25 protein-coding genes and 1 pseudogene are annotated in these 24,864 nt (G+C 68.5%); 15 read left to right on the top strand and 11 right to left on the bottom strand.

Annotated elements, in window-relative coordinates:
- Positions 1-154: 154 nt before the first annotated feature.
- On the bottom strand, positions 155-2,326 hold the full coding sequence (gene purL / locus E3D03_RS15255) for a phosphoribosylformylglycinamidine synthase subunit PurL (RefSeq protein ID WP_263567652.1): 2,172 nt from the start codon (positions 2,324-2,326) through the stop codon (positions 155-157).
- A gap of 372 nt (positions 2,327-2,698) precedes the next feature.
- The gene (locus tag E3D03_RS15250; RefSeq protein WP_263567651.1) at positions 2,699-3,619 is read right to left on the bottom strand and encodes a LysR family transcriptional regulator; all 921 of its coding nucleotides are present in this window, start codon (positions 3,617-3,619) and stop codon (positions 2,699-2,701) included.
- A gap of 302 nt (positions 3,620-3,921) precedes the next feature.
- Between E3D03_RS15250 and E3D03_RS15245 the strand changes: the two genes are divergently transcribed.
- The 7 genes from E3D03_RS15245 to E3D03_RS15215 all read left to right on the top strand — a co-directional run bounded on the left by E3D03_RS15245 (position 3,922) and on the right by E3D03_RS15215 (position 9,752).
- Entirely contained in the window at positions 3,922-4,734 is an 813-nt protein-coding gene (locus tag E3D03_RS15245; RefSeq protein ID WP_263567650.1) for a glutamate racemase, read from the top strand.
- Between the two features lie 18 nt (positions 4,735-4,752).
- Positions 4,753-5,196, top strand: coding sequence for a cytochrome c maturation protein CcmE (gene ccmE / locus E3D03_RS15240; protein WP_263567649.1), 444 nt, complete (start codon positions 4,753-4,755; stop codon positions 5,194-5,196).
- Between the two features lie 92 nt (positions 5,197-5,288).
- Positions 5,289-5,900 carry a holin-associated N-acetylmuramidase gene (locus tag E3D03_RS15235; protein WP_263567648.1) on the top strand — a complete coding sequence of 204 codons (612 nt, stop codon included), beginning with the start codon at positions 5,289-5,291 and terminating at the stop codon, positions 5,898-5,900.
- A complete protein-coding gene (locus tag E3D03_RS15230) occupies positions 5,891-6,397 on the top strand; it encodes a holin family protein (protein WP_411969829.1) in 507 nt (168 codons plus the stop codon). Before E3D03_RS15235 ends, E3D03_RS15230 begins: the two co-directional genes overlap by 10 nt.
- A 102-nt stretch (positions 6,398-6,499) precedes the next feature.
- Positions 6,500-8,458: a heme lyase CcmF/NrfE family subunit gene (locus E3D03_RS15225; protein WP_263567646.1), complete on the top strand. Its 1,959-nt coding sequence runs from the start codon at positions 6,500-6,502 to the stop codon at positions 8,456-8,458.
- A gap of 2 nt (positions 8,459-8,460) precedes the next feature.
- Complete coding sequence (locus E3D03_RS15220) at positions 8,461-8,913, top strand: cytochrome c-type biogenesis protein (protein WP_062563200.1); 453 nt, start codon at positions 8,461-8,463, stop codon at positions 8,911-8,913.
- Positions 8,914-8,981: 68 nt separating this feature from the next.
- On the top strand, positions 8,982-9,752 hold the full coding sequence (locus E3D03_RS15215) for an enoyl-CoA hydratase-related protein (protein ID WP_263567645.1): 771 nt from the start codon (positions 8,982-8,984) through the stop codon (positions 9,750-9,752).
- Here the strand turns inward: E3D03_RS15215 and E3D03_RS15210 are convergent.
- From E3D03_RS15210 to E3D03_RS15200, 3 genes are all read right to left on the bottom strand, one after another.
- Positions 9,749-10,450, bottom strand: coding sequence for a DNA mismatch repair protein MutT (locus E3D03_RS15210; protein WP_263567644.1), 702 nt, complete (start codon positions 10,448-10,450; stop codon positions 9,749-9,751). The genes E3D03_RS15215 and E3D03_RS15210 overlap by 4 nt on opposite strands.
- Positions 10,447-10,860, bottom strand: coding sequence for a DUF983 domain-containing protein (locus tag E3D03_RS15205; RefSeq protein ID WP_263567643.1), 414 nt, complete (start codon positions 10,858-10,860; stop codon positions 10,447-10,449). Before E3D03_RS15205 ends, E3D03_RS15210 begins: the two co-directional genes overlap by 4 nt.
- A 102-nt stretch (positions 10,861-10,962) precedes the next feature.
- Complete coding sequence (locus E3D03_RS15200) at positions 10,963-12,366, bottom strand: diguanylate cyclase (RefSeq protein ID WP_263567642.1); 1,404 nt, start codon at positions 12,364-12,366, stop codon at positions 10,963-10,965.
- A 114-nt stretch (positions 12,367-12,480) separates the two neighbouring features.
- Here E3D03_RS15200 and E3D03_RS15195 point away from each other — a divergent pair, with 114 nt between their 5' ends.
- Both E3D03_RS15195 and E3D03_RS15190 read left to right on the top strand, forming a co-directional pair.
- On the top strand, positions 12,481-12,750 hold the full coding sequence (locus tag E3D03_RS15195) for a DUF3572 domain-containing protein (RefSeq protein WP_263567641.1): 270 nt from the start codon (positions 12,481-12,483) through the stop codon (positions 12,748-12,750).
- Positions 12,751-12,849: 99 nt separating this feature from the next.
- The gene (locus E3D03_RS15190) at positions 12,850-13,227 is read left to right on the top strand and encodes a pore-forming ESAT-6 family protein (RefSeq protein ID WP_263567640.1); all 378 of its coding nucleotides are present in this window, start codon (positions 12,850-12,852) and stop codon (positions 13,225-13,227) included.
- Positions 13,228-13,296: 69 nt separating this feature from the next.
- Here the strand turns inward: E3D03_RS15190 and E3D03_RS15185 are convergent, their stop codons facing one another.
- A complete protein-coding gene (locus E3D03_RS15185; RefSeq protein ID WP_263567639.1) occupies positions 13,297-14,658 on the bottom strand; it encodes an aminotransferase in 1,362 nt (453 codons plus the stop codon).
- Between the two features lie 129 nt (positions 14,659-14,787).
- Here E3D03_RS15185 and E3D03_RS15180 point away from each other — a divergent pair, with 129 nt between their 5' ends.
- A complete protein-coding gene (locus tag E3D03_RS15180; RefSeq protein ID WP_263567638.1) occupies positions 14,788-15,228 on the top strand; it encodes a DUF3280 domain-containing protein in 441 nt (146 codons plus the stop codon).
- Here E3D03_RS15180 and E3D03_RS15175 read toward each other — a convergent pair.
- A complete protein-coding gene (locus E3D03_RS15175) occupies positions 15,213-15,548 on the bottom strand; it encodes a TfoX/Sxy family protein (RefSeq protein WP_263567637.1) in 336 nt (111 codons plus the stop codon). The two genes, E3D03_RS15180 and E3D03_RS15175, sit on opposite strands and share 16 nt — an antisense overlap.
- Positions 15,549-15,616: 68 nt before the next feature.
- Here E3D03_RS15175 and miaB point away from each other — a divergent pair, with 68 nt between their 5' ends.
- Positions 15,617-16,945, top strand: coding sequence for a tRNA (N6-isopentenyl adenosine(37)-C2)-methylthiotransferase MiaB (gene miaB, locus E3D03_RS15170; protein ID WP_263567636.1), 1,329 nt, complete (start codon positions 15,617-15,619; stop codon positions 16,943-16,945).
- A 7-nt stretch (positions 16,946-16,952) separates the two neighbouring features.
- Here the strand turns inward: miaB and E3D03_RS15165 are convergent, their stop codons facing one another.
- A complete protein-coding gene (locus E3D03_RS15165) occupies positions 16,953-17,354 on the bottom strand; it encodes a hypothetical protein (protein ID WP_263567635.1) in 402 nt (133 codons plus the stop codon).
- Between the two features lie 447 nt (positions 17,355-17,801).
- Between E3D03_RS15165 and E3D03_RS15160 the strand changes: the two genes are divergently transcribed.
- Genes E3D03_RS15160 through E3D03_RS15145 form a run of 4 tightly spaced genes read left to right on the top strand, consistent with a single transcriptional unit; the run spans position 17,802 to position 21,533 of the window.
- A complete protein-coding gene (locus E3D03_RS15160) occupies positions 17,802-18,707 on the top strand; it encodes an ABC transporter substrate-binding protein (protein ID WP_263567634.1) in 906 nt (301 codons plus the stop codon).
- Positions 18,708-18,709: 2 nt separating this feature from the next.
- Positions 18,710-19,861: an ABC transporter permease gene (locus E3D03_RS15155; protein ID WP_263567633.1), complete on the top strand. Its 1,152-nt coding sequence runs from the start codon at positions 18,710-18,712 to the stop codon at positions 19,859-19,861.
- Positions 19,858-20,790 carry an ABC transporter ATP-binding protein gene (locus E3D03_RS15150; protein WP_263567632.1) on the top strand — a complete coding sequence of 311 codons (933 nt, stop codon included), beginning with the start codon at positions 19,858-19,860 and terminating at the stop codon, positions 20,788-20,790. The genes E3D03_RS15155 and E3D03_RS15150 overlap by 4 nt, the downstream gene beginning before the upstream one ends.
- Positions 20,787-21,533 carry an ABC transporter permease gene (locus tag E3D03_RS15145; protein ID WP_263567631.1) on the top strand — a complete coding sequence of 249 codons (747 nt, stop codon included), beginning with the start codon at positions 20,787-20,789 and terminating at the stop codon, positions 21,531-21,533. The genes E3D03_RS15150 and E3D03_RS15145 overlap by 4 nt, the downstream gene beginning before the upstream one ends.
- A 284-nt stretch (positions 21,534-21,817) precedes the next feature.
- Here E3D03_RS15145 and E3D03_RS15140 read toward each other — a convergent pair whose 3' ends face one another.
- From E3D03_RS15140 to E3D03_RS15130, 3 genes and pseudogenes are all read right to left on the bottom strand, one after another.
- Positions 21,818-23,932: an OmpA family protein gene (locus E3D03_RS15140; protein WP_263567630.1), complete on the bottom strand. Its 2,115-nt coding sequence runs from the start codon at positions 23,930-23,932 to the stop codon at positions 21,818-21,820.
- Positions 23,933-24,098: 166 nt separating this feature from the next.
- Complete coding sequence (locus E3D03_RS15135; RefSeq protein WP_263567629.1) at positions 24,099-24,359, bottom strand: hypothetical protein; 261 nt, start codon at positions 24,357-24,359, stop codon at positions 24,099-24,101.
- An 86-nt stretch (positions 24,360-24,445) separates the two neighbouring features.
- A pseudogene (locus E3D03_RS15130) lies at positions 24,446-24,623 on the bottom strand (DUF2460 domain-containing protein); the annotation flags it as partial.
- Positions 24,624-24,864: the final 241 nt, after the last annotated feature.

Raw genomic sequence — 24,864 nt, 5'->3', positions numbered from 1 at the left:
CTGGCTCATCTGGGCACGGCGCGGGCAAAGCGGAATGGGTGGGATTACCTATGACGCAGCGTCAACGGCGCGAATTCTTATCCACGGCTGCAATCGGCGCATGAAAAACCCGGCCATCGCGGGGCGGCGGCCGGGTTCATCGGGTCGGAAAGGCTTAGGCCAGTTCCAGGTTCAGAGCCTTTTCGAAGGCGCCGCGATACAGCTGCGACAGTTCCGCCAGCGGGGCGCTGTCGCCGCCCAGCGTCACCAGATCGCCACCGAAGCGACCGACGCGGGCCAGGGTCACGCCCGCAGTCTGCGCGGCTTCGGCCAGCTTGGCGGCATTCCCGGCGGTGCAGGCGACCAGGTAGCGGGCCTGATCCTCGCCGAAGAGTTGGTCGATCTCGGCGGCATCCAGCGTCACGCCCAGCCCGGCGGCTTCGGCCAGTTCAAAGGCCGCCAGCGCCAGCCCGCCATCCGACAGGTCGGTCACGGCACTGAACAGCTTGCCGTTGGCGCGGATGAATTCGCCATGCTTGCGCTCGGCCGCCAGATCGACGGGCGGGGCGTCGCCAGCCTCGATGCCGAAGGCCTCGGCCGCCAGTGCCGACTGGCCCAAGTGGCCGGCCGTCTCGCCCAGGACCAGCGCCACGTCGCCCTCGGCGGGCAGGCCGGCGATCAGATCGTCCAGATTGGCGATCAGCCCGACGCCGCCGATGGTCGGGGTCGGCAGGATGCCCTTGCCGTCGGTTTCGTTGTAAAGCGAGACGTTGCCCGAAACGATGGGGAAATCCAGCGCCGCGCAGGCCTCGCCAATGCCCTTGATGGCGCCGACGAGCTGGCCCATGATCTCGGGCTTCTCGGGATTGCCGAAATTCAGGTTGTCGGTCGTGGCCAGGGGCAGGGCGCCCGCGGCACAGAGGTTGCGATAGGCTTCGGCCACCGCCTGCTTGCCGCCCTCATAGGGGTTCGCCTTGACATAGCGCGGCGTCACGTCGCTGGTGAAGGCCAGCGCCTTGCCGCTGCCATGCACCCGCACCACCCCGGCGCCCAGCCCCGGGCGGCGCACGGTGTCGGCGCCGACCTGGGTGTCGTATTGCTCCCAGACCCAGGCCTTGTGGGCATGGCTGGGCGAGCCGATCAGCGCCCGCAGCGCCGCGATGGGCCGGATCGCCGGCAGTGCAGGCATCGGCGCCGCCGCCGGGGTCGGCACCCAGGGGCGGTCGTATTCCGGCGCGCTGGACGACAGCTTCGACAGCGGCAGGTCGGCCTTGACCTCGTTGCCGTGGATGATCAGGAAGCGGTCCTCGGCGATGGTCTCGCCGACGATGGCGAAGTCCAGGTCCCATTTCTCGAAGATCGCCCGCGCCTCGGCCTCCTTTTCGGGCTTCAGCACCATGAGCATGCGCTCCTGGCTCTCGGACAGCATCATCTCGTAAGCCGTCATGGCGGTTTCGCGCTGCGGCACGGCGTCCAGCACCAGCTTGATGCCCAAGCCCCCCTTGTCGCCCATCTCGACCGCCGAGCAGGTCAGCCCGGCCGCGCCCATGTCCTGGATCGAGATCACGCTGTCGGTCTGCATCAGCTCCAGGCAGGCCTCCAGCAGGCATTTCTCGGTAAAGGGGTCGCCGACCTGCACCGTGGGGCGCTTTTCCTCGATGGTGTCGTCGAACTCGGCCGAGGCCATGGTGGCGCCGCCGACGCCGTCGCGCCCGGTCTTGGCACCCAGATAGACCACCGGCATGCCGACGCCCGAGGCGGCCGAATAGAAGATCTTGTCGGCATCGGCGAGGCCGGCCGCAAAGGCGTTGACCAGGCAATTGCCGTCGTAAGAGGCATGGAACCGCACCTCGCCGCCCACGTTCGGCACGCCGAAGGCATTGCCATAGGCGCCGATGCCCTCGACCACGCCCTTGACCAGATGCGCGGTCTTGGGGTGCTCGGGCCGGCCGAAGCTCAGCGAATCCATGGCGGCGATGGGCCGGGCGCCCATGGTGAAGACGTCGCGCAGGATGCCGCCGACGCCGGTCGCGGCGCCCTGGTGCGGCTCGATATAGCTCGGATGGTTGTGGCTCTCCATCTTGAAGACCACGGCCTGGCCGTCGCCGATGTCCACCACGCCAGCGTTCTCGCCCGGGCCGCAGATCACCTGCGGGCCGGTGGTGGGCAGGGTGCGCAGCCACTTCTTCGAGGATTTGTAGGAGCAGTGCTCGTTCCACATCGCCGAGAAGATGCCAAGCTCGGTGAACGTCGGCTCGCGGCCGATGATCTCCAGGATGCGCTGGTATTCATCGGGCTTGAGGCCATGCGCGGCGATCAATTCCTGGGTGATCTGCGGTTCTAGCATGCTGGCGCCCCCTTTGCCCGGTTTTCCCGGCCTTTTAAGCGGCGCGCGCCCATTAGGAAAGGCCCTGCGCGCAGCCGATACGACGAAGAAACGCCCGGGCTTTCTCTGTTTTCCAAATACCCCGCCGACCGCGACGCGCGCGCGATGCCCAGCCTGTGGGGAAGGGCAAAAAAAAGCCGGGCATGAAGCCCGGCTCAAGTCCAACAGGGAGGTTGAAGGTGATGAGAGTTTCCTCATGATCACCGCCTTCGAGAGTGGAAATATGTGCAGAGTGCGAACGGTTCAAGGCGCAAATGCCGGTGGCCGCACATGGCCGATATGCATTCTGCGAATATCTCGGGCAGGGCGCTTGCCGCACCGCCCGTCCGGCGGTCACTTGTCGGACGGATGCACCGCCTCTTCCTCGCTCTGCTGCTTGCGGATGGCCTGGATCTCCTCCAGCACGAAGTCGCGGAAGGCGGTGACGCGGCGCGAGGTGCGCAACTCCTCGGGGAAGGCCAGGAAGACCGGCACCTCGCCGGATTCGATCGCCGGCAAGACCCTGACCAGGTTTGGGAAATCTGCGGACAGATAGTCCGGCAGCACGCCGATGCCGACATGGTTCAGCACGCCCTGCAACACGCCGAAGTAATTGTTCACCATCAGCGTTGAGGTCATGTTCAGCCCCAACAACATCTGCGACAGCACCGCGCCCGAGCTGACCTGCGGCGTCTGCGGGTTCTGGCAGATCAGCCGGTGCGGGACCAGATCCTCCATGGTCTGCGGCACGCCGGCCTTGGCCAGGTATTCCCGTGTGGCATAAAGCCGCATGCGGATGTTCAGCAGCCGGCGCCGGATCAGATCCTGCTGGTTCGGCTCCTTCATGCGGATCGCCACGTCGGCCTCGCGCATGGGCAGGTCCAGCACCCGCTCTTCCAGCATCAGGTCGATCTTCAGGTCCGGATAGCGCTCATAGAGCTTGGCCAGCCGCGGCACCAGCCAGAGCGTGCCGAAGCCGGTGGTGGTGGTCACCTTGAGCTCGCCGAAGACATTCTCCTCGCTGTCGCGGATGCGGGCGGCGGTGGTGTCGAGCTTGCGCACCATCGAGGAGGTGGCCTCGAACAGCAATTCGCCCTGCTCGGTCAGGATCAAGCCGCGGGCGTGACGGTGAAACAGCGTGGTCGCCAGCGAATCCTCCAGCGCGCGGATCTGGCGGCTGACGGCGGATTGCGACAGGTGCAAAACATCGCCCGCATGGGTCAAACTCCCAGCGTCAGCGACGGCGTGAAATATTCTTAATTTATCCCAATCCATAACAGTGCTTTCTTGCGGCATCAGCCATGCAATCCGTGCAACCCTTATCACAGAAGATAGGGTGAACAACCCTGCAAAACGCCAACAAATCCGTTAATCCGGCAGCATGAGTGACCCATTATGGCACTGCGCTGCCTATCCCTGCGCCGGGCGCCGGATCGGCGGGCAGAATGCTGCCGCACAACCCCGATTCGCGCCCGTCGTCTTGAGCGGCGGACGATATGCCGCGCCTGACATAAATCATGGCAATCCGCCGCCGCGCAGCCTAAACAAGGCGCGTCGCGAGCAAGGGGAGACGAGCCATGGCGGTAGGGGTATTCGATTCGGGTCTGGGCGGGCTGACCGTGCTGGGCGCCGTCGCCGCCCGCCTGCCGGAGCTGCCGCTGGTCTATCTGGGCGACAACAAGCACACCCCTTACGGCGTGCGCGATGCCGAGGACATCTTCAACCTGACCTGCGCCGGCGTCGAGCGGCTGTGGGCCGAGGGCTGCGACCTGGTGATCCTGGCCTGCAACACCGCCTCGGCCGCGGCGCTGAAGCGCATGCAGGAGAAATGGCTGCCCGAGGACAAGCGCGTGCTGGGCGTCTTCGTGCCGATGATCGAGGCGCTGACCGAGCGCCGCTGGGGCGACAATTCGCCGCCACGCGAGGTCGCGGTCAAGCATGTGGCGCTGTTCGCCACCCCGGCCACGGTCGCCAGCCGCGCCTTCCAGCGTGAACTGGCCTTCCGCGCCATCGGCGTCGATGTCGAGGCCCAGCCCTGCGGCGGCGTGGTCGACGCCATCGAGATGGGCGACGAGATCCTGGCCGAGGCGCTGGTGACCAGCCATGTCGAGGCGCTTTTGCGCCGCATGCCGCATCCCGAGGCGGCGATCCTGGGCTGCACGCATTATCCCTTGGTCCAGGCTGCCTTCCAGAAGGCGCTGGGGCAGAATGTGACGGTCTATTCGCAACCGAACCTGGTGGCCGAGAGCCTGGACGACTATCTGAAACGCCATCCGCAGATGCTGGGCGCGGGCACGGTCTCGCGCTTCCTGACCACCGGCGACCCCGAGCGCGTCTCGGGCAAGGCCACGCAGTTCCTCCGCCATCCGATCAGGTTCGAAAGCGCCTGAACATGGAAAGCCATTCCAATGAAATCGCTTAAGAAAAAGCGTAGAATCCAGGTCCTGATCGCCGCTGCCGTCGCACTGTTGCTGGCCGTGGCGCTGATCGGCTATGGCTTCCGCGACGGCATCAACCTCTATCGCTCGCCCAGCCAGATGGCCGAGAGCCCGCCCTCGGCCGGCGAGGTGTTCCGCTTGGGCGGGCTGGTCGAGGAGGGCACGCTGATCCGCGGCGCCAGCGAGACCGTCAGCTTCAGCGTCACCGACGGCGGCGCCTCGATCCCGGTGCGCTTTACCGGCGTGCTGCCCGACCTGTTCGCCGAGGGCCAGGGCATGATCGGCACCGGCCGGATGGAGGGCGACACCTTCGTCGCGACCGAGATCCTGGCCAAGCACGACGAAAGCTACATGCCGCGCGAGGTCATCGACTCGCTCAAGGAACAGGGTGTCTACGAGGATCCGAACTCCTGACGCCCGACGTCCCGACGCAACGCGCGCCTGGTTAACGAAGGGTTAACCGCGTCACCGCAGCCTTGGCCCCGCTTCAGGCAAGGGGGCTGTGGATGAAGACGGTCGAGGAAATCGCGGCGGAAATCGTCGCGCGTGAGGGGGGCTATGTCAACGACCCCGACGATCCGGGCGGGGCGACGAATTACGGCGTGACGCTGGCAACGCTGCAAAGGCTGGGGATCGACAAGACCGGCGACGGCAGGGTGGACGTGGCCGACGTCAAGGCGCTGACCCGCGCCGATGCGGCGCGCATCTATGTCGAGCATTACTTCCGCCGGCCGCGGCTGGCGGAACTGCCGGCTTCGGTGCAGGCCTCGGTCTTCGACATGTATGTCAATGCCGGCACCAATGCGGTCAAGATCCTGCAGCGGCTGGTGACGCGGATGGGTTTTCCGGCCAGCGACGATGGCATGGTCGGGCCGGCGACGATCCGCGCCGCGACCCAGGCCGACCTGGCGGCGCCGGGCTATTTCGCCGACGCCTATGGCATCGCGCGGCGCAACTATTACTATGCGCTCGCCGATGCGCGGCCGGCCAGCCGCAAATATGCCCGCACCAAGGCCGGCGGCAAGGGCGGCTGGATCACCCGGGCCGAGGAGTTCATCTCGGCTAAGTATCACCTGACGGCGGCCGAGCATCGGGCGAGGGTGGCGACATGGGGGTGATGGACCGTTTTCTGGGCGCCGGCACCGCCGTCACCACGGTCGCCAATGCCGCGACCGGCATGGCCGAGGTGTTCCGCGAGAACTCGACAAGGCGCATGGAGTTGGACGAGGAGGCCTATGCCCGCGCCATGGCCCAGCTGACCGGCGAGTTCGCCGCCCAGCCGCGCGGCTGGTTCGACGGGCTGATGAACGGGCTGAACCGGATGCCGCGGCCGCTGCTGACCTTGGGCACCATCGGGCTTTTCGTCTATGCCATGGCCGAGCCGGTGGGCTTCGGGTTGCGCATGCAGAACCTGAACCTGGTGCCCGAGCCGCTGTGGTGGCTGCTGGGTGCCATCATCAGCTTCTATTTCGGCGCGCGCGAGGCGCATTACTTTCGCACCCGCCCGACGATGCGCAGCGCCGCGCCGATGACGCTGGCCGCCTTGCCCGAGGGCGACGGCTTCGAGGACAACCCGGCGCTGCGCGACTGGGCGGCGGCGCAGGCCGAGCATTAGCAGTGCAGCACTAGCGTCTCTGTGACAATCTGACGGGCGCGGGGGGCTGGCTTGCCGCCCGCGCCCCGGCTATTCTTCCGGCCAGCCACCCGGAGGAAGCCCATGATCGCCGAAATCGGCCATTTCGCCCTGATCCTCGCCTTTGGCGTGGCGATCTTCCAGATGATCGTGCCCATGATCGGCGCCGCCCGTGGCTGGAGCGGCTGGATCGACAGCGCAAGGCCCGCCGCGCTGGCGCAATTCGGGCTGATCGCGATTTCCTTCGTGGCGCTGACGCTGGCCTTCGTCAGCTCGGATTTCTCGGTCCTGCTGGTCTATGAGAATTCGCATACTGCCAAGCCCATGCTCTACAAGATCAGCGGCGTCTGGGGCAATCACGAGGGCTCGATGCTGCTCTGGGTGCTGATCCTGTCGCTGTTCGGCGCCGCCGCCGCCACCTTCGACGCCAACCTGCCGCCCCGGTTGCGGGCGCGGGTGCTGTCGGTGCAGGCCGCAATCGGCGTGGCCTTCCTGGGCTTCATCCTGTTCACCTCGAACCCGTTCCTGCGCATCGAGGCGCCGCCCTTCGACGGCCGCGACCTGAACCCGCTGCTGCAGGACCCCGGCCTCGCCTTCCACCCGCCGTTCCTCTATCTCGGCTATGTCGGGCTTTCGATGGCCTTCAGTTTTGCCGTCGCCGCCCTGATCGAGGGCAGGGTCGATGCCGCCTGGGCGCGCTGGGTCCGGCCCTGGACGCTGGCCGCCTGGATCTTCCTGACCATCGGCATCGCGCTGGGGTCCTGGTGGGCCTATTACGAGCTTGGCTGGGGCGGCTTCTGGTTCTGGGACCCGGTCGAGAATGCCAGCTTCATGCCCTGGCTGATCGCCGCCGCGCTGCTGCATTCCGCCATCGTCGTCGAAAAGCGCGAGGTGCTGAAAAGCTGGACCATCCTGCTGGCGATCATGGCCTTCGGCTTTTCGCTGATCGGCACCTTCATCGTGCGCTCGGGCGTCATCACCTCGGTCCACAGCTTCGCCAGCGACCCCGAGCGCGGCGTCTTCATCCTGGCGATCCTGGGGCTGTTCGTCGGCGGTGCGCTGACGCTCTACACCTTCCGCGCGCCGGCGATGCAGGCCAAGGGCGTCTTCGCCCCGGTCTCGCGCGAAGGCGCCCTGGTGCTGAACAATATCCTGCTGGCGGTTGCGGCCTTCGTGGTCTTCATCGGCACGGTCTGGCCCCTGGTGGCCGAGATGGCCTGGGACAAGAAGATGTCGGTGGGCGCGCCCTTCTTCGAAAAGGCCTTCACCCCCTTCATGCTGGCCCTGGCGATCGTCCTGCCTCTGGGCGCGATCCTGCCGTGGAAGCGCGGCAAACTGAAGCGGGCGCTGATGCCGCTGCGCGGCGCGCTGGCCTTTGCCGCGGCGGTGGCGGCGCTGGTCTTTGCCGTCTCGACCGGGCATTCGGCGCTGGCGGTGATCGGCGCCGGCCTGGGCGCCTGGCTTCTGGGCGGCGCGGCGGTGGACCTGTGGCTGCGCACCGGCAATTCGGGGCTTTCGCGGCTGGCGCGGCTGCCGCGCGCCGATTGGGGCAAGGCCATCGCCCATGGCGGGCTGGGCGTGACCTTCATCGGCATCAGCCTGCTGATGGCCTGGCAGGTCGAGGACATCCGCGTGGCGCAGGTCGGCCAGCCCTTCACCGTCGCCGGCTACGAGATCACCCTGGAAAAGGTCGAGGAACGACCCGGCCCGAACTACGACGCCACCATCGCCACCATGCGGGTCAGCCAGAACGGCCGCCAGGTCGCGCTGCTGCACCCGGAAAAGCGGGTCTATCCGGTGCAGGCCATGCCGACGACCGAGGCGGCGATCCAGAACGGCCTGTTCCGCGACCTCTACCTGGTCATCGGCGATCCGCAGCAGGGCGGCGGCTGGGCGGTGCGCAGCTATGTGAAGCCTTTCGCCAGCTGGATCTGGCTCGGCTGCGCGCTGATGGCGCTTGGCGGGCTGGTCAGCCTGTCGGACCGGCGCTATCGCGTCGCCGCCGGCGCCCGGCGCGGCATCGTCGCCCAACCGGCGGAGTGAGCATGCGCGCGCTGATCCTGGCCCTGTCGCTGCTGATCGCCCTGCCGGCCCTGGCCGTGCAGCCCGACGAGGTGCTGTCCGATCCCGCGCTGGAGGCCCGCGCCCGCGAGATCTCCAAGGTGCTGCGCTGCCCGGTCTGCCAGGGCGAGACCATCGACGAATCGAATGCGCCGATCAGCCGCGACCTGCGGCTCTATCTGCGCGAGCGGCTGGTCGCCGGCGACAGCGACGATGCGGCGGTCGCGGCGGTGGTGGACCGTTTCGGCGAATATGTCCTGTTCCAGCCGCCGGCGCGCGGCGTGAACTGGCTGCTCTATCTCGCCGGGCCGGTGATGGCCTTGCTGGCGCTGCTCACGGGCTGGCGCTTCATCCGCTCGCGCCGCCCGGCCGAGGAGCGCACCGAGACGCTCAGCGCCGAGGAAAAGGCCCGGCTCGATCAGATCATGCGCGACTGACGCGAGGTCCGGGCTTTTCGACCGTGCCCGCCTTGGGCAGGATGGCGGGCAAAAGCAGGGGGGACCGCATGAGCTTTCAGACCATCGCCGTGACGCATCAGGACGGCATCGCCCGGCTGGTCCTGGACCGGCCCGAGGTGATGAACGCGCTGAACCGCACAATGCGGGCCGAGATCGTGGCGGCGCTGACCGACCTGCCGCAGGGCACCCGCTGCGTGGTGCTGACCGGGGCAGGGCGGGCCTTCTGCTCGGGCCAGGACCTGACCGATGCCACCGGCGGCTTCGACGTGGAAACCATCCTGCGCGAGGAATACGAACCGATGCTCGCCGCGATCCGCGAGGCGCCGGTGCCGGTGATCGCAGCGGTGAACGGCACCGCGGCGGGGGCGGGGGCAAACCTGGCATTGGCCGCCGATGTGGTCATCGCCTGCGAAAGCGCCAGCTTCGTGCAGGCCTTCAGCCGCATCGGGCTGATCCCCGACGCCGGCGGCACCTATATCGTGCCGCGCGCCGTGGGCCAGGCGCGGGCCATGGGCATGATGCTGTTCGCCGACCGAATCCCGGCCGCGACGGCCGCCGACTGGGGCCTGATCTGGGAGGCCGTCCCGGACGCCGCGTTCGAGACGGTCATCGCCGCCCGCGCCCGCACGCTGGCCGAGGGGCCGACCGCCGCCTTCATGGCGATCCGTGCCGCGCTGCGCGCCTCGGCGGGCAACGACATGGCGGCACAGCTTGGCGTCGAGGCGCGGTTGCAGGGCGAAATGGCCCGCACCGCCGATTTCGCGGAAGGCGTCTCGGCCTTCCTGGAAAAGCGCGCGCCGCGGTTTCGCGGCCGCTAGCCGATCCGCATGAAACGCGGGTTGGCGTCGCGGTTGTCGAAGAACGGCACCGACTCGGGCGCGCGCAGCGGCCCGCCGCCGGCCCGCGCGATGATGCCCGCAAGTTCGGCCAGCACCACCTCGGTGATGAAGGGCAGGTCCAGCGCCCGCGCCTCGGCCAGGGGCACCCAATGCAGATGCGACAATTCGTCGCAGGCGCCGGCAAAGTCGTGGCGGTCGCCATGCAGGTGCTCGGCATCCAGCAGCAGGAAGCGGGCATCGAATCGCCGCGGCCGGCCCGGCGGCGTGATGGCGCGGAACAGATAGATCAGCGCCGAGGCATCGGGGGCAAGCCCGGCGCCGGCGTAATGGTCCCAGCCCTCGGGCGCGGCACCGGGATGGCCGGTCAAGAGCCCGGTCTCCTCGGCCAGCTCGCGCAGGGCGGCGGCGGCCAAGGCATGCGGATCGCTGGCCGCGCCGGGGCGCGGCTCGGCGGCCAGCCGGGCGGCGGTTTCGGGCGCAAGGCCGGCGCCCAGCCGGGCCGCGGCATCGGCGGCATCCACCGCGCCACCCGGAAAGACGTATTTCGACGGCATGAACACCGCCGCGGCGCCGCGCTGGCCCATCAGCACCGAAGGGCCGGCGGCTGCATGGCGGTCCAGCACCACCACCGTCGCCGCATCGCGGATCGGGATTTCGGCAGGGGTTTCGGCACTCACGGCGCGCTGGCCTCGAGGTGCGTCGCGCCTTCGCCGAAGCCATGCATGCGCCGCGCCCATTGGAAGCCGACGAAGCCGCCCTTGATGCGCGGCAGCAGGAGCAGCGACAGGATCACCGCGCCCAGGCCGAAGCCGATCAGCATCGACATGGCCGAGGGCCGATACATCATGTAGATCGCCAGCAGCAGCGGCGCGCCCAGATGCGAGACCAGCAGGATGGTCAGATAGGCCGGGCCGTCGTCGGCGCGCTGGTGGTGCAGCGCCTCGTCGCAATGGGCGCAAGCGCCGTTCACCTTGAGATAGCCGCTGAAGAGCTTGCCCTGACCGCAGGCGGGACAGCGCCCCAGCGCGGCGCGCAGCATAGCCTGTTTGATCGGACGGTCCGCGGTTTCGGCGGCGGCTTGGGGCATGGGCGCGCTCCTCTCGTGCTTGGCCCATATCTAGGGCATGGGCGGGCCGATGAAAAGTCCGCCTTGCCGCGCGGCGAAACGTCGCAGGCCGCAAGCGCGGGCTCAGGCGGCGATCATCTGCGGCGCGATGACGATGCGGTTGCGCCCCGAGGATTTCGCGGCAAGCAGCGCCCGGTCGGCACTGGCAAGCAGGCTTTCGGGGTCGGGGGCGGCCTGCTGCGGCGCGCGGGCCTCGCCGATCGCCACGCCGACCGAGACGGTCACCCCCAGCTCGGCGCTGTCGCAACCGGCGGGCAGGCGCACCGGCGCCGCCATCACCGCCTGGCGCAGATCCTCGGCCACGCGGCGGGCGGTGCGGACCGGGCAATCGGGCAGCACGGCCAGGAACTCCTCGCCGCCGATGCGGGCCAGCACCGCATCCTCGGGCAGGGCCGAGGCCAGGCGCGAGGCGACCTCGGCCAGCACCGCGTCGCCGGCGGGATGGCCGTGGATGTCATTCACCCGCTTGAAGCGGTCCAGGTCCAGCAGCATCACGGCCAGGTCGCGCTGACGCTCCTGCGCCTCGAAGGCCAGTTCCGACAGCCGGGGCAGGGCGAAGCGGCGGTTGTGCAGCCCGGTCAAGGGATCGGTCATGGCGAAATGCATGTTGCGCCGCGTCTCGTTGCGGCGCCGGTCGGCCTCGTGCTTGCGGGCGAGCTGCGTTTGCAGCCGCACCGCCGCCTCGGGGGCGAAATGCAGCGCGGCCAGATCCCAGGGCAGCACGTCACCCGCGCCCAGGTCCAGCGCCACCGGCATCATCTCGGCCCGCTCGGGGCGCAGCGCGACGACGAAGCCCGCGTCGCGCGAATGCGGGCGCGAGCGCAGTTCCGAGAGCAGCCGCAGCCCGTCGCCGGATTGGCGGATGTCGGCGGCGATCAGGTAAAGCTCGGCCACCTTGCCGGCCGCGGCCTCGGCCAGCGCCCGTTCGGGGTCGCTGACCGAGATGGCGAAATCCACCCGCGCCTGCAGGGCATGGCGCCAGCCCAGCGCCGTGGCGGGCTGGTCGGCGACGAAGACCGCGCGCGGCCGCGGATCGTGCAGGAAGGCGGCCGCCGGCTCGGCCATGCCGTGCGCGGGTTCGAATCCCGCCGTCTCGAACCCGGAAGCCTCGTGCCGCATCAGCCCGCGGATGCGGGCAAGCAGCGTCAGCTCGTCACCATCCGGGTCGATCAGCGCCGAGGCACCGGCCCGCAGCGCCGCGACCCGATCCTCGCCCCGCGCCAGCACCAGCACTGGCATGTCGCCGCCCTGCGGCAGCGCCCGCAGCGCCGCGCAAAGCATCGGGCCGCCGATATCGGGCAGACCGGTGCCGATCAGCACGATCTGCGGATGGATCAGCCGCGCCATGCGCAGCGCCTCCTGCCCCGAGGCGGCGGTCGCCACCTCGTAGCAGGCCGAGCTCAGCCGCACCTTCATGGTGATGCGGTTGGTCGGCGCGCCGTCGACGACAAGAATCCTTCCGGCCATGCTTTCGCCCGCTTTACACCTGCTGCGCTGCCGAGCATCTTGCGCGACAATGGTTAACAAATCCTTTCCAGCCGGCAGGAAAATGCCGGGACCCAGCACAAGGACGGCACAGGCATGACACCCGGCGAGGCGCGCGACATCGCGGACAGGGGCTTTGCGCATCTGGCGGGCGACCCGGACCTGGTGCAGGCGCTGCTGGCGCAATCGGGCTGCGACGCGGCCGGGCTGCGCGCCATGGCGGCGCAGCCGGAATTCCCGGTCTTCGTGCTGGATTTCCTGCTGGAGCAGGACCAGCGCGTGCTGGATTTCGCCCAGGCCGCCGGGCTGCGCCCCGAGCGGGTGCAGATGGCGCGCGCCGTGCTGGGCGGCGGCGATCCGTGGTGAACCGATCCGTCTAGGTGAATCTGCGCATTGCGGCGGCCGCGCGCATCGGCCTGAATGGACCACCGGCTTGCGGCTGGCCGAATTCAGGAGGTTGATCCGATGAAACGCATTTCCGTCCCCACGCTCGCGCTGGCGCTTTTCGCCGGGGCTGCCGTTGCGCAGACCGCGCCCAGCCCGGACATGGCGGTGGCTGCGGCCAAGAACCAGCTGGGCGTGCTGGAATATTGCCAGACCGAAGGGCATATCGACGGCACCGCCATCGAGACCCAGACCAGGATCATGGCGATGTTCCCGGCCGCCCAGGACGAAGCGGCGGTCGAGGCCAGCTATGAAAAGGGCAAAGCCGGCACGGTCAGCGCCATGGGCGTCGAACAGTCGCTGGCCGATGCCGCCAAGGCCCAGGGCGCCGACGAGGCCGCGCTGTGCAAGCAGATCGCCCAGGCGGTCGAGCAGGCGGCGGCGCAATTGCCGAAATAAGCCTGCGATCCTGGCAAGGCGCTCCCCGGAGCGATCCGGGGGCGCTTTTTCATGCCGGCTCTGTCGCGGTCAGGCGACCTCGGCAAAGACCTTGTCGAGCGCCTGTTCCAGCTTCTCGAACATCTCGTCCATCTGACCCTCGGTCAGGATGAAGGGCGGGCACAGCACCACCGACTGCCCCAGCGGCCGGCAGATCAGGCCCAGGTCGGTGCAGGTGTTGGCGATGCGCTCGCTGACCGACAGATCGGCCTCGAACGGGGTTTTCGTGGCCTTGTCGCGCACCGCCTCCAGCGCCCACATGAAGCCCACGCCGCGATATTCGCCGATGTTCGGCTTTTCGGCCAGACGCTTCAGCCCCGCCTCGAAACGCGGGGCGAGGCGGTTCACGTTCTCGGCCAGGCCCTCGTTCATCACCACGTCGATGGCCTTCAGCGCGATGGCGCAGCCGACCGGATGGCCCGAGGCGGTGAAGCCATGCGGGAATTCCTCGATCGCCTCGACCGCCGCCTGCACGCGGCCGGCCAGCTCCGGCCCCAGGATCACCGCGCCCATCGGAAAGAACCCCGCGGTGAGGTTCTTCGAGGAAATGATCGCGTCGGGGGTAAAGCCATAGGTCTGGCAGCCCCAGGTGTTACCGGTGCGCCCGAAGCCGCAGATCACCTCGTCCGAGATCAGGGGAATGCCGTATTTCCTCAGGATCGGCTGGATCGCCTGGAAATAGCCCTTGGAGGGCGGGATGACCCCGCCCGCGCCCATCACCGGCTCGGCAAAGAAGCCGGCGATGGTGTCGGCGCCCTCGCGCTGGATGGCTTCTTCAAGCTCGCGCGCCAGCCGGGCGGTGAACTGCTCCTCGGTCTCGTCTTGCGCGCCAAAGCGCCAGTAATGCGGGCAGGTCAGGTGGATGAAGCCCGGCAGCGGCAGGCCGAAGACCTCGTTATAGGGCTTGCCGGTCATGCTGGCCGAGACCGCGGTAACGCCGTGATAGGCGTTCCAGCGCGTCAGGATCTTGCGCTTCTGCGGATTGCCCTCGGCGGCGTGCAGGAACCACAACAGCTTGACCATGGTGTCGTTCGCCTCGGAGCCCGAGTTGGTGTAGAACACCTTGCCGCTGGCGAAGGGCGAGACCTCGACCAGTTTTTCGGACAGCATCACCGTCTGGTCGGACATGCGGCCGAAGAAGGCGTGATAGCCGGGGAACCGCTCGTATTGCGCCTTGGCCGCGTCGATCAGCCCGCGGTGGTCAAAGCCCGCGACCATGTTCCACAGGCCCGAATTGGCATCCAGGTAGCGCCGGCCATGGACATCGACGACATAGGGCCCCTCGCCATGCGTCAGCACCACCGTGCCGCGCTGGTGGATGCTCGGCATGTCGGTGAAACCATAGAGCGAGAATTCCTCGGCCCTGGCTTCCCAGCTTTGCGGTTGGTTCATCGCGGCCTCCTCAAGCGTGCGTCGGGCCGAGGCTAGCCGGGCCGCGGCAGCGGTTCAATGGGGCGCGACCTTGGTCCGGCTTGCCGCAGCGGTCGCCGCGGCGCAGGATGGCGGCAGGGGGAAAGGCTCATGCGGAAACTGCTCTTGGCACTGGCGCTGCTGCCCGGGATGGCGCAGGCCGAGGCGCTGCTGATCGCGCCGGTGAAACTGCTCGATACCTCGCACGAGGCGCGCGACCAGACGGCCGAACACGCCCGGCGCCAGGCGCTGCTGGCCGAGGTGCTGGCGGCCGAGATGTCGGCAACCCTGCTGCCCGCCGAGGCGGTGGCCGAGGCCTGCCCGCAGGAGACCGCCGATTGCCTGGTCACGCTGATGCGCGAACGCGGCGCGGATCGCGGGCTGTTCATCGTGGTGCAAAAGGCCAGCACGCTGATCCTGCAGGTCTTTGCCAGCCTGGTGGACCTCGAGGCCGGCAAGCTCATCACCCACGAGGAGCTGAACTTCCGCGGCGACAACGACGAATCCTGGCGCCGCGCCGGCGTCTTCCTGGCCCGTCAGCTGCGCGACTGAGGCGCGATCAGCCCGATCTCGCGCAGCGCCGCCTCGATGGGCGTCATGCCACCCCCGCGCATCGCCTTGACCAGCGCGTCGAAGCGCGCGCGCAGCGCGGCCTTCTCGGACCCGCGGCAGTCGTTCCAGGGCCGGCCCTGCAACGACATGTGCAAGACGTAATACCAGATGAAATGCGGCCGCGTCCCGGCGCGCAGCATGGCGGCATAGGCGTCATGCGCCCCCATGGCGCGCAGCGTCTCGGCATCCGCCACGCCGGCCTCGCGCAGCGCCTGCGCCGTGGCCGGGCCGATATTCGGAATGCTGGTCAGGTCCGTCATCTTGCGCCCGCACTTTCCAAGTCCCGCATCTTGCTGTATCAGCGCCGCATCCTCAAGGACAGCGCGGCATGACGGACCAAGCCAAGACCCCGGCGGCGAAGAAGCTTTTCATCAAGACCTACGGCTGCCAGATGAACGTCTATGACAGCCAGCGCATGGCCGAGGCCATGGGCGCCGAGGGCTATGTCCTGACCGAGAACCAGGCCGAGGCGGACATGGTGCTGCTGAACACCTGCCACATCCGCGAAAAGGCCGCCGAGAAGCTGTATTCCGACCTGGGCCGGCTGAAGCCCCTGAAGGCCGAGCGCCCCGACCTGAAGATCGGCGTCGCCGGCTGCGTGGCCCAGGCCGAAGGCGCCGAGATCCAGCGCCGCATGCCCATCGTCGATCTGGTCGTCGGCCCGCAGGCCTATCACCGGCTGCCGGCCATGGCCCGCGCCGGCGGCGGCGTCGACACCGAATTCCCGGCCGAGGACAAGTTCGAGCACCTGCCGAAGCCCGCCGCAACCCGGCGCGCGCCCGCCGCCTTCCTGACCGTGCAGGAGGGCTGCGACAAGTTCTGCGCCTTCTGCGTGGTGCCCTATACCCGCGGCGCCGAGGTCTCGCGCCCCGTCAGCCGCATCCTGGCCGAAGCTCGCGACCTGGTATCGCGCGGCGTGCGCGAGATCACGCTTCTGGGCCAGAACGTCAACGGCTGGCACGGCGAGGGGCAAGGCGGCGAATGGGGCTTCGGCCGGCTGATCCGCGCCCTGGCGGAAATCGACGGGCTCGACCGCATCCGCTACACCACCAGCCACCCGAACGACATGGCCGACGACCTGATCGAGGCGCATCGCGACGAGCCGAAGCTGATGCCCTATCTGCACCTGCCGGTGCAATCGGGCAGCGACCGCATCCTCAAGGCGATGAACCGCAAGCATACGGTCGCGGAATACCTGCGGCTGATCGACCGCATCCGCGACGCACGGCCCGACATCATGCTGACCTCGGATTTCATCGTCGGCTTCCCGGGCGAGACCGACCGGGACCACCAAGACACGCTGGACCTGGTGGCGCGGGTGAATTTCGGCACCGCCTTCAGCTTCAAATATTCGCCGCGCCCCGGCACGCCCGCCTATGAGCGGCCCGAGGTCGACAGCGACCTTGCCGACGCCCGGTTGCAGGAATTGCAGGCGCTGCTGACCCGCCAGCAGAAGGCCGCGCAGCAGGGCATGGTCGGGCGCGAGCTGTCCGTGCTGTTCGAAAAGCCGGGTCGGTTGCCGGGTCAGATGGTCGGCAAGTCGGACTACCTGCACGCGGTCTTCGTCGAGGCGCCCCGGGCGCAGGTCGGCGACCTGCTGCGGGTGCGCATCACCGCCAGCGCGCCGAATTCGCTGGCGGGCGAGTTGGTCGGCTGAGCGCGGCCTATTTGCCGTTCAGCGCGTCCAGTTCCGGAAACTTGTTCCAGGGCACGTCGCTGCGGTTGCAGATCGGATGGTCCAGCTCTCCGCCGATGGGCTTGCCGTCGCGCAACGGGATGCCGATGCTGTGCACGCCGGTATAGACGCCCTTGACGTTCTTGCTGTCGGCGCGGACGCAGACGCCTTGCACGCCATTGTCCAAATCCGCGACATTCGAGATCTCGGCATAGCGGATCGAGGCCGGGTCATAGGCCACCCGCGCCGCCCCCTCTACCAGCAGCGCCCGCAGCTCCGGGCTGGGCGGGGTCGAGCGGGCGATGATCTCGCCATAGCGGTCGCCCTCCTGGCTTGCGCAACCCGCCAGCAACAGCAGGCTCGCCGCAAGGGTCATGCCGGTGTTTTTCATCTGCCCATCCTCGCTCGGTGATCTTCGCTGCCGAGGCTAACGGCCTTTCGCCGCGAAGGAAAGCCCGCGGCGAGCGCCTCGAAAGTTTCTGGAGTTCGGCGGTATTGCGTTGAAAAATGGCGGAAGCGGAGAAGTTAAGCATGGCAGCGCGGTCCCGTTGGATATCGCTGCCGAAGCCCTGTCGTCGGGCAAAGGCGCGGCAGCAAAGGGCATAACACGTTGATTCATATCATTGATCAGGACTGTCAGGGGGTTAATGCAAACAACACCCGTGTCCTCGGTCAAAAAAACCGGCGAAACTCCTGCGCATGGGGTGTGGAACAATACCTGCCGGCGCAATGTTCCGAATGAGCCAACCATCTCAAGGCCATGCCGACGTTGAAATGCGGCCCATCTGCGTGTTCACTTCACATACAGAGCCGGCACGAACCAAAAAAGGGAAATGCAATGCTGAAGCCTGTCTTGCTGTCGCTCATCGCCTTCGCCGCCGGTCTCGGCACCGCCCAGGCCGAGGTCGTCGTGTCGTCAAAGATCGATACCGAGGGCGGGGTGCTGGGGCAGATCATCCTTCAGGTGCTGGACCATGCGGGCATCCCGACGCGCGACCGCATCCAGCTGGGCGGCACGCCGATCGTTCGCGAGGCGATCCTTGCGGACGAGATCGACATCTATCCCGAATATACCGGCAACGCCGCCTTCTTCTTCAACCGCGCCGACGAGCCGATCTGGCAGGATGCGCGCGCGGGCTTTGAGGCCGCGAAGCAACTGGACCAAGAGGCCAACGGCATCGTCTGGCTGGCCCCTGCCCCCGCCAACAACACCTGGGGCGTCGCCCTGCGCTCGGATCTGGCCGAAGAGGCGGGCGTGGGCACATTCTCGGAGTTCGGGAAATGGGTGGCGGGGGGCGGCCAGGTCAAGCTGGTCGCCTCGGCCGAGTTCGTCAATTCGGCCCCGGCCCTGCCCGCCTTCCAGAAGGCCTATGGCTTTACGCTGACGCCGGACCAGTTGATCGTGCTGTCGGGCGGGGACACGGCCGCCACGATCCAGGCGGCGGCAAACGGCACCAGCGGGGCGAATGCGGCCATGGTCTATGGCACCGACGGCGCGCTTGCCTTTTCCGGCCTGACGGTGCTGCAGGACGACAAGAACGTGCAGCCGGTCTATCAGCCCGCACCTATTGTCCGGACCGAGGTTCTGGCCGAATATCCGCAGATCGCCGAACTGCTGGAACCGGCTTTCGCGGGGCTGGACCTTGAAACCCTGCAAGGGTTGAACGGACAGGTTCAGGTCGAGGGCCTGCCCGCCGCCGAGGTGGCGCGGGCCTATCTGACCAAGGCCGGGCTGCTGGACTGAGGATGCCGGTGCCGCGCATCGACCGGCTGTCGGCCGTCATGGCCCTGCCGCTGCTGGCGTTCCCGGCGCTGACGGCATTCGGCTTTCGTCCCAACCGGATCGCGCCGCCGCAGCCCCGGACCTGGGCCGAGGCCATCGGCTGGCCCCTGACCGGCGCGCTGCTTGCCGGGATCGTTCTGCTGGCGGTCGCGCTGCTTTTGCTGCGACGCCCGGGAATGCGGCTGCTGCTGCTTGCCGGCGCATTGGCCGCGCTGGTGGTTCTGCTGGGGCGCGGGGCGGCGCTGCTGCTGGAGCAGGCGGCGCCTGCGGCGCGGGTCTCGCCCGGTGCGGGGTTCTGGCTGGCCGCCGGGACGCTTTTGCTGCTGCTGGTGGACGCCGTCGCGCGGATGCGGCCCGGCCCGGCGGCACGGGCGGCGCTGCTGGCCTGCACGGTGGCGGGGGTCGCGGTGCTGCTTGGCTCGGGCACGCTGGCCGGTCTTTCGGCCGCCGCCGAGTTCCGGCTGCGCGCGGACGCCTTTCACCAGGCGACCGCGGACCACCTGGTCCTGGCCTTCGGCTCGTTTCTGGCGGCGCTGGGGGTCGGCCTGCCGACGGGGCTTGCCATCCAGCGCCATCCGGGCTTGCGCGGTCCGGTGCTGAACTTGCTGACGCTGATCCAGACCATCCCCTCGATCGCGCTGTTCGGGATGCTGATCGTGCCGCTGGCCTGGGTCGCGGCCCATGTCCCCGGCGCGGCGGAGGCGGGGATCAGCGGGATCGGCACGGCGCCGGCGCTGATCGCGCTGTTTCTCTATTCGCTGCTGCCCATCGTCGCCAATACCGTCGCCGGGCTCGATGCCGTGCCGCGCGAGATCACCGAGGCGGCGCGCGGCATGGGCATGACCGAGGCCAGGCGGCTGTGGTCCATCGACCTGCCACTGACCCTGCCGGTCATTCTGGCCGCCGCGCGCATCGTCCTGGTGCAGAATATCGGGCTGGCCACCGTGGGGGCGCTGATCGGCTCGGGCGGCTACGGCAGCTTCATCTTCCAGGGCATCGGCCAGACGGCGACCGACCTGATCCTTCTGGGCGTGATCCCGACGGTGGCGCTGGCCTTCCTGACATCCTCGGTCATGGACCTGCTGATCGCGCTTTCCGGGGGGCAGCCGCAATGATCGAGCTCCAGGCCCTGACCAAGACCTATGGCGGCAGGCCGGTGGTCGACGAGGTCACCGCCCGCTTCGCGAAGGGCACGCTCACCGCCATCGTCGGCAGTTCCGGTTCGGGCAAGACGACGCTCTTGCGGATGATCAACCGGCTGGTCGAACCCACATCGGGGCGGGTGCTGATCGACGGCCAAGATGCCAGCCGCATCCCCGAAACCTCCCTGCGTCAGGGCATCGGCTATGTCATCCAGGGCTATGGGCTGTTTCCGCATTGGACGGCGGCGCGCAATATCGGCGTCGTCCCGACCCTTCTGGGCTGGCCCAGGGCCCGGATCGCGGCCCGCGTCACCGAGCTGTTGCAGATGCTGCAGCTTAACCCGGCCGAAATCGCCGGCCGCTATCCGCATCAGCTTTCGGGCGGGCAGGCGCAGCGGATCGGCGTCGCGCGCGCCCTGGCCGCGCGCCCCGATGTGCTGCTGATGGACGAGCCTTTCGGCGCGCTGGACCCGCTGATCCGGCGCCAGGCGCAGCGCGATCTGGCCCGGATCCGCCGCCAGCTGGGCACGACGATCGTCCTGGTCACCCATGACATGAACGAGGCGCTGTATCTGGGCGATGCCATCGCCGTGATGCGGCACGGCCGGTTCGAGCAGTTCGACACCCCGGACCGGATCATCCGCGCGCCCGCCACGCCCTTCGTGGCCGATCTGGTGGGGGAAACGGGCCGCGCCCTGCGCCTGCTGGCGCTGCATCCGGTCGGCTCGCTGTCGCGCGCGGGCGAGGCCCAGGGCGAGCCGGTCGATGTGGCCGCGTCGCTGTCGGACGCGCTGGCCGAGATGATCTGGACCGGGCGCGACCGGTTGCCGGTGACCGATGCGCAGGGGCAACGGCTTGGCATCGTCACGCGCGAGGACATCCTGGCGCGGGGCCGGGAATGACGGCGCTGCGCTGGATCATCCTGATCGGCGTGACGGGCGGGCTGATCCTGTTTCCCGCGCTGTTCGAGCCGCTGCTGCGCCCCTTCGCGCCCGCGGGCGGGCCGGCGATCTACGACCGCGCATCGCTGGCCAGCCTGACCGCCTCGCATCTGGCGCTGGTGGCGCTGGCGATGGTCCCCTCGACCCTGATCGCGCTGTCGCTGGCCATCCTCGTCACCCGCCCCGCCGGGGCCGAATTCCTGCCCATGGCCCGGGTGCTGGCGAATATCGGCCAGACCTTCCCGCCGGTCGCCGTGCTGGCGCTGTCGGTTCCCTTGCTGGGCTTCGGCGCCCGGCCCACGGTGCTTGCCCTGTTCCTCTATGGCCTGCTGCCGATCTTCGAGAACGCGCTGGCGGGGCTGCGGGCGGTGCCCGGCTCGGTCCTGCTTTCGGGCAAGGCGATGGGCATGACGCCGCGCCAGGTGCTGGCGCAGGTCGAGATGCCCCTTGCCTTGCCCCTGATCCTGGAAGGGATCCGGATCTCGATCATCATTGCGCTGTCCACGGCGACCATCGGCTCGACCGTCGCGGCGCGCAGCCTGGGCGAGGTGATCATTGCCGGGCTGACCTCGAACAATCCGGCCTATGTCGTCCAGGGCGGGGTGCTGACGGGCTGCATCGCCGTGCTGCTTTACGATGCCTTCGGGCTGCTCATCGAGATTGCGAAGCGCCGAACCGGCAGAGAGCCCCAGCAGGCAACCTGAAGGAGCCTTGCGCCCCTCCGGGAAGTGGGTCCGGCCAGCAGAATCGGCTGATCTTTGCCCCTCGGTTATTGACGATCCAACGGCGGCACGGACCTTGCAGGTGGCGGCGCGAGGGATGGACCGACACTGTTTGCGTGGGCGTCCAGTCGTCTAGCCCTCCCAAGGGCTTGCATGACTCCGCCCGAACGCTCGACGCCCTGTCACGGGCCACGGACGCGCGTTGCGAAACGGCGCATTTGCGGCACGGGGCCGGGCCGGGATGGTTCCCGTGCCCGGCCGTGCCCTTATTCCTGTTCCAGCAGGTCGGTGATCCGGCGCACGGCGACGCGGCGATTGGCGCGGTCGTCGCCCTCGCCCGGGACCAGCAGGAACTGCTCGCCATAGCCCTGCACGACCATGTTCTCGGGCGGGATGTCGTAATATTCTGTCAGCGCCAGCGCCACCGATTCGGCCCGCCGGTCCGACAGCGCGAGATTGGCCGCGGGCGAGCCGACCGCGTCGGTATAGCCCTCGATCATATAGACCTCGTTCGGATTTTCGTCGATGGATTGGCGGATCACGCTGCCCAAGGTGGCCAGTTGCTCGGCCTGCTCGGGGGCCAGGGCGGCCGAGCCGCTGTCGAAGGTCACGTCGGCCACGTTGACCGGGGCGACCAGCGAGCGGACCTCGGGGATGTCGCGGATCTGGCCCAGGGTAAAGCGGCGATCGACCGCGCTTTCCTGCAACAGCGCCTCGCGCAGCGCCGATTCGTCCAGCGGGCGGCTGGCATATTCCACCGGCGCCGGCGCAGGCAGGGTCGAGATCTGGACCGGCCGCACCACGCTGTCGCCGATCAGCCGGGTCTCGCGCCCGTCGGGGCCGATCAGCGTGCGGCGCAGGATGTTCATGTCGGCGTCGCGGATCGTCACCACGCGGCTGCCGTCGGCGCGCAGCACCGTGGTGCGGGACGAGCCGTCGGCGAAATTCTCGGTGCTGACGTCCGAGCCGGGGCGATACAGCAGCGCGTTGTCGTCGCGCACGATCTGCTGGCTGCCGTCGGGCAGGGTCAGCACCGCGCGGTCGCCGCTGTTGAAGGCGACCTGGCGGTTGTTCGACATCATCTTGCCGACCGCGAAACCCGCGACGCCCGCCAGCAGCAGCTTGGCGATGTCGCTGCCGTGGTCGTCGTCATCGTCGTCCCTGGAGTCGTAATAGCGGCGGTCGAGGTCGCGCTCTCGGCGGTCGAGGCGTTGCTCCTCGCGGCGCAGCTCGCGTTCGCGGCGTTCCAGGATCCGGCGCGTCTCCTCGGGCGAGAGGGCGCGGCTGCCGTCGCGGATTGAGGTGCGGAACTCCTGGTCCGGGCGGCGGAAGTCGTCGCGCCCGATCTTGCGCCGGATCACCGTTTCGTCATCGTCGCGCCTGCGGTCGCTGTCCTTGCGGTCATCGTCGCGCCTTGCCATTGCGGCAAGTGCGGCGGCGGCCGGCGCGTGGTCCTGCGCGGCGGCGCGGCGGGCCAGGTCGTTGGGGCGGAAGCCGCGTTCGGGCGCCGGCAGGCGCGCGGCGCCGTTCCCCTGCCGCAGCCGTTCGCGAAGCTCTTGCGGAGAGCGGGGTGCAGTCAGGTTCTGGCCGTCCTTGACCCCGTTCGCCGCATTGCGCGGCGGCTGGCCGTCCGGGCCACGGGCCAGCGGCTGCGGGGTCTTGCGGTCGCTTTCCCTCATCTTCTCGCGCAGGGTGTCGGCATCCATCGGCGCCGGCCGCGGCTGCCCGCCCTCGGCGCGCGGAGGCTGCTTCCTGCCTTCACCATTGCCGTTACCGGCGTTGCGGGTCGGCTGGCCGTCCTGCTGCGGCTTGCCATTCTGCTGCGGCTTGGCGAGCTGTTGCGGCTTTCGGTCCTGTTGCTGCCTTTCGGCCGGCTGCGCGGGCGGCTTGGGCGCGGCCTTGGGCTCTTGCGTCCGGCTGATTCCGGCCGGGGCGTCGCGCCGGGGCTGCGGGGCTGGTTTCGCGGCCTGCTGCCGGTCCTTGGCGGGGGCGGGCTTTTGCGCCGCCTTCGGGCCGGGATCCTGCCGCTTGGCGTCCTGCGCCCGGGCGTTTTCCTGCGCGGGTCTGGGCTGCTGCGCCTCTGCCCGCGGCTTTTGCTGCGGCTGCGGCTTCTGCTGCTGGGGCTGAGCCTTGGGTTGCTGTGCGGCAGGCTTTTCCGGCTGCTTCCGGGCGGCCGGCTTTTGCTGCTGGCGCTTTTCAGGCTGCTTTTGCTGGGCGGCGGCCTTCTGGCGCTGCTGCTGTTTCTCCTTGGCCTGCTCGGCCTTGCGCCTGATCATCTCGGCCTGAGCCAGGCCCTGGTTGTCCTGGGCCAGCACGAGATCGGGGGCGATCAGCGAGAGGCAGGCCAGGATGGCGGTTGTCGTCTTGAAGATGCGACGCATGTCGGGTTCTTTCGGTTGGCGCGGATGCAGGGTCGCAAGCTAACATTTCCTGCCGCACGCAGTTCCCGAACAAGCCTGTGATCACAACGTGAGCGGCGGATTTCAGCCGCCATGTCGCAATGCCCGCCGATGGGGGGCGGGGCCCGCGCCCTGGTTCGAAAGGGCGTTACGCCCGTGGCAGGCGCGCAGCGGACGAAGCGCGCGAGCGGAGAAGCTCATGCATCGCCGTCGCCCTTCTTTTCCCGCGCAGCCGGGCGAAGGCGGGGCCGAAGACGCCGACGAGATGAGCTGCCGAACCTGCAGCGCCCCCGGCCGGGATCGCTTCTGGCGGCAAGCCGAGCCACCTGGTGACGAGCGCCATGGCAAGGCTGCCCATCCCTGCCGCAATCAACCCGCCGAGCAGGACGTGCCGCAGCGCGTCGCGCAAGCGCATCCTCGTGGTCAGCGCGTTGGTCGCCCCGCCGAGCGCACCTCAAGCGGCGAGGATCACCGCCGTCGATGTCGCGAGCTCCTTCAGCACCGCGGCGAGGAACCGGTCTCGTCGTTTAATCTGCGGATCTCCAGGAGTGGAATCGAGGTGATCGAACCGAGGCGTCCGAGGTCGAGGGCTGACGTCGAGCGTGTCGGTGTTGAAGCGGACGGGCACGTCGAACGCGAAGCCCGTCGTGATGACGACGCCTGCACCGGGTGCTTGGCCGCTCGAGTTCCCAGAAGTCTCCGCGAACGCAAGAGATGGCTTCAACGCCTTCGTGAGCAACCCATCATTCCTCGGGAGAAAAAAATATCACTACAGCATCTGGCGATGCCTATCGTCTCGCGATAGTCACCACAACGTCGGATAATGCCAAGGGCGCTGCGGACTTTTCAGCGTATTTTCTACTTTGCGCAAATCAATTGATTAGGCTCCAGACTCATTAACTTTAGAGCCAGAA

It is taken from the genome of Paracoccus sp. DMF (assembly GCF_004407025.1).
Lineage (GTDB): Bacteria > Pseudomonadota > Alphaproteobacteria > Rhodobacterales > Rhodobacteraceae > Paracoccus > Paracoccus aminovorans_B.
Note: the sequence above shows the minus strand (reverse complement) of the source record. Positions and strands in the feature narration are given on the sequence as shown.

Excerpts from the sequence above, each read along its gene's own strand:
- purL (WP_263567652.1), bottom strand. The coding sequence starts at position 2,326 with ATGCTAGAACCGCAGATCACCCAGGAATTGATCGCCGCGCATGGCCTC.
- E3D03_RS15250 (WP_263567651.1), bottom strand. The coding sequence starts at position 3,619 with ATGGATTGGGATAAATTAAGAATATTTCACGCCGTCGCTGACGCTGGG.
- E3D03_RS15245 (WP_263567650.1), top strand. The coding sequence starts at position 3,922 with ATGGCGGTAGGGGTATTCGATTCGGGTCTGGGCGGGCTGACCGTGCTG.
- ccmE (WP_263567649.1), top strand. The coding sequence starts at position 4,753 with ATGAAATCGCTTAAGAAAAAGCGTAGAATCCAGGTCCTGATCGCCGCT.
- E3D03_RS15235 (WP_263567648.1), top strand. The coding sequence starts at position 5,289 with ATGAAGACGGTCGAGGAAATCGCGGCGGAAATCGTCGCGCGTGAGGGG.
- E3D03_RS15230 (WP_411969829.1), top strand. The coding sequence starts at position 5,891 with ATGGGGGTGATGGACCGTTTTCTGGGCGCCGGCACCGCCGTCACCACG.
- E3D03_RS15225 (WP_263567646.1), top strand. The coding sequence starts at position 6,500 with ATGATCGCCGAAATCGGCCATTTCGCCCTGATCCTCGCCTTTGGCGTG.
- E3D03_RS15220 (WP_062563200.1), top strand. The coding sequence starts at position 8,461 with ATGCGCGCGCTGATCCTGGCCCTGTCGCTGCTGATCGCCCTGCCGGCC.
- E3D03_RS15215 (WP_263567645.1), top strand. The coding sequence starts at position 8,982 with ATGAGCTTTCAGACCATCGCCGTGACGCATCAGGACGGCATCGCCCGG.
- E3D03_RS15205 (WP_263567643.1), bottom strand. The coding sequence starts at position 10,860 with ATGCCCCAAGCCGCCGCCGAAACCGCGGACCGTCCGATCAAACAGGCT.
- E3D03_RS15200 (WP_263567642.1), bottom strand. The coding sequence starts at position 12,366 with ATGGCCGGAAGGATTCTTGTCGTCGACGGCGCGCCGACCAACCGCATC.
- E3D03_RS15195 (WP_263567641.1), top strand. The coding sequence starts at position 12,481 with ATGACACCCGGCGAGGCGCGCGACATCGCGGACAGGGGCTTTGCGCAT.
- E3D03_RS15190 (WP_263567640.1), top strand. The coding sequence starts at position 12,850 with ATGAAACGCATTTCCGTCCCCACGCTCGCGCTGGCGCTTTTCGCCGGG.
- E3D03_RS15185 (WP_263567639.1), bottom strand. The coding sequence starts at position 14,658 with ATGAACCAACCGCAAAGCTGGGAAGCCAGGGCCGAGGAATTCTCGCTC.
- E3D03_RS15180 (WP_263567638.1), top strand. The coding sequence starts at position 14,788 with ATGCGGAAACTGCTCTTGGCACTGGCGCTGCTGCCCGGGATGGCGCAG.
- E3D03_RS15175 (WP_263567637.1), bottom strand. The coding sequence starts at position 15,548 with ATGACGGACCTGACCAGCATTCCGAATATCGGCCCGGCCACGGCGCAG.
- miaB (WP_263567636.1), top strand. The coding sequence starts at position 15,617 with ATGACGGACCAAGCCAAGACCCCGGCGGCGAAGAAGCTTTTCATCAAG.
- E3D03_RS15165 (WP_263567635.1), bottom strand. The coding sequence starts at position 17,354 with ATGAAAAACACCGGCATGACCCTTGCGGCGAGCCTGCTGTTGCTGGCG.
- E3D03_RS15160 (WP_263567634.1), top strand. The coding sequence starts at position 17,802 with ATGCTGAAGCCTGTCTTGCTGTCGCTCATCGCCTTCGCCGCCGGTCTC.
- E3D03_RS15155 (WP_263567633.1), top strand. The coding sequence starts at position 18,710 with ATGCCGGTGCCGCGCATCGACCGGCTGTCGGCCGTCATGGCCCTGCCG.
- E3D03_RS15150 (WP_263567632.1), top strand. The coding sequence starts at position 19,858 with ATGATCGAGCTCCAGGCCCTGACCAAGACCTATGGCGGCAGGCCGGTG.
- E3D03_RS15145 (WP_263567631.1), top strand. The coding sequence starts at position 20,787 with ATGACGGCGCTGCGCTGGATCATCCTGATCGGCGTGACGGGCGGGCTG.
- E3D03_RS15140 (WP_263567630.1), bottom strand. The coding sequence starts at position 23,932 with ATGCGTCGCATCTTCAAGACGACAACCGCCATCCTGGCCTGCCTCTCG.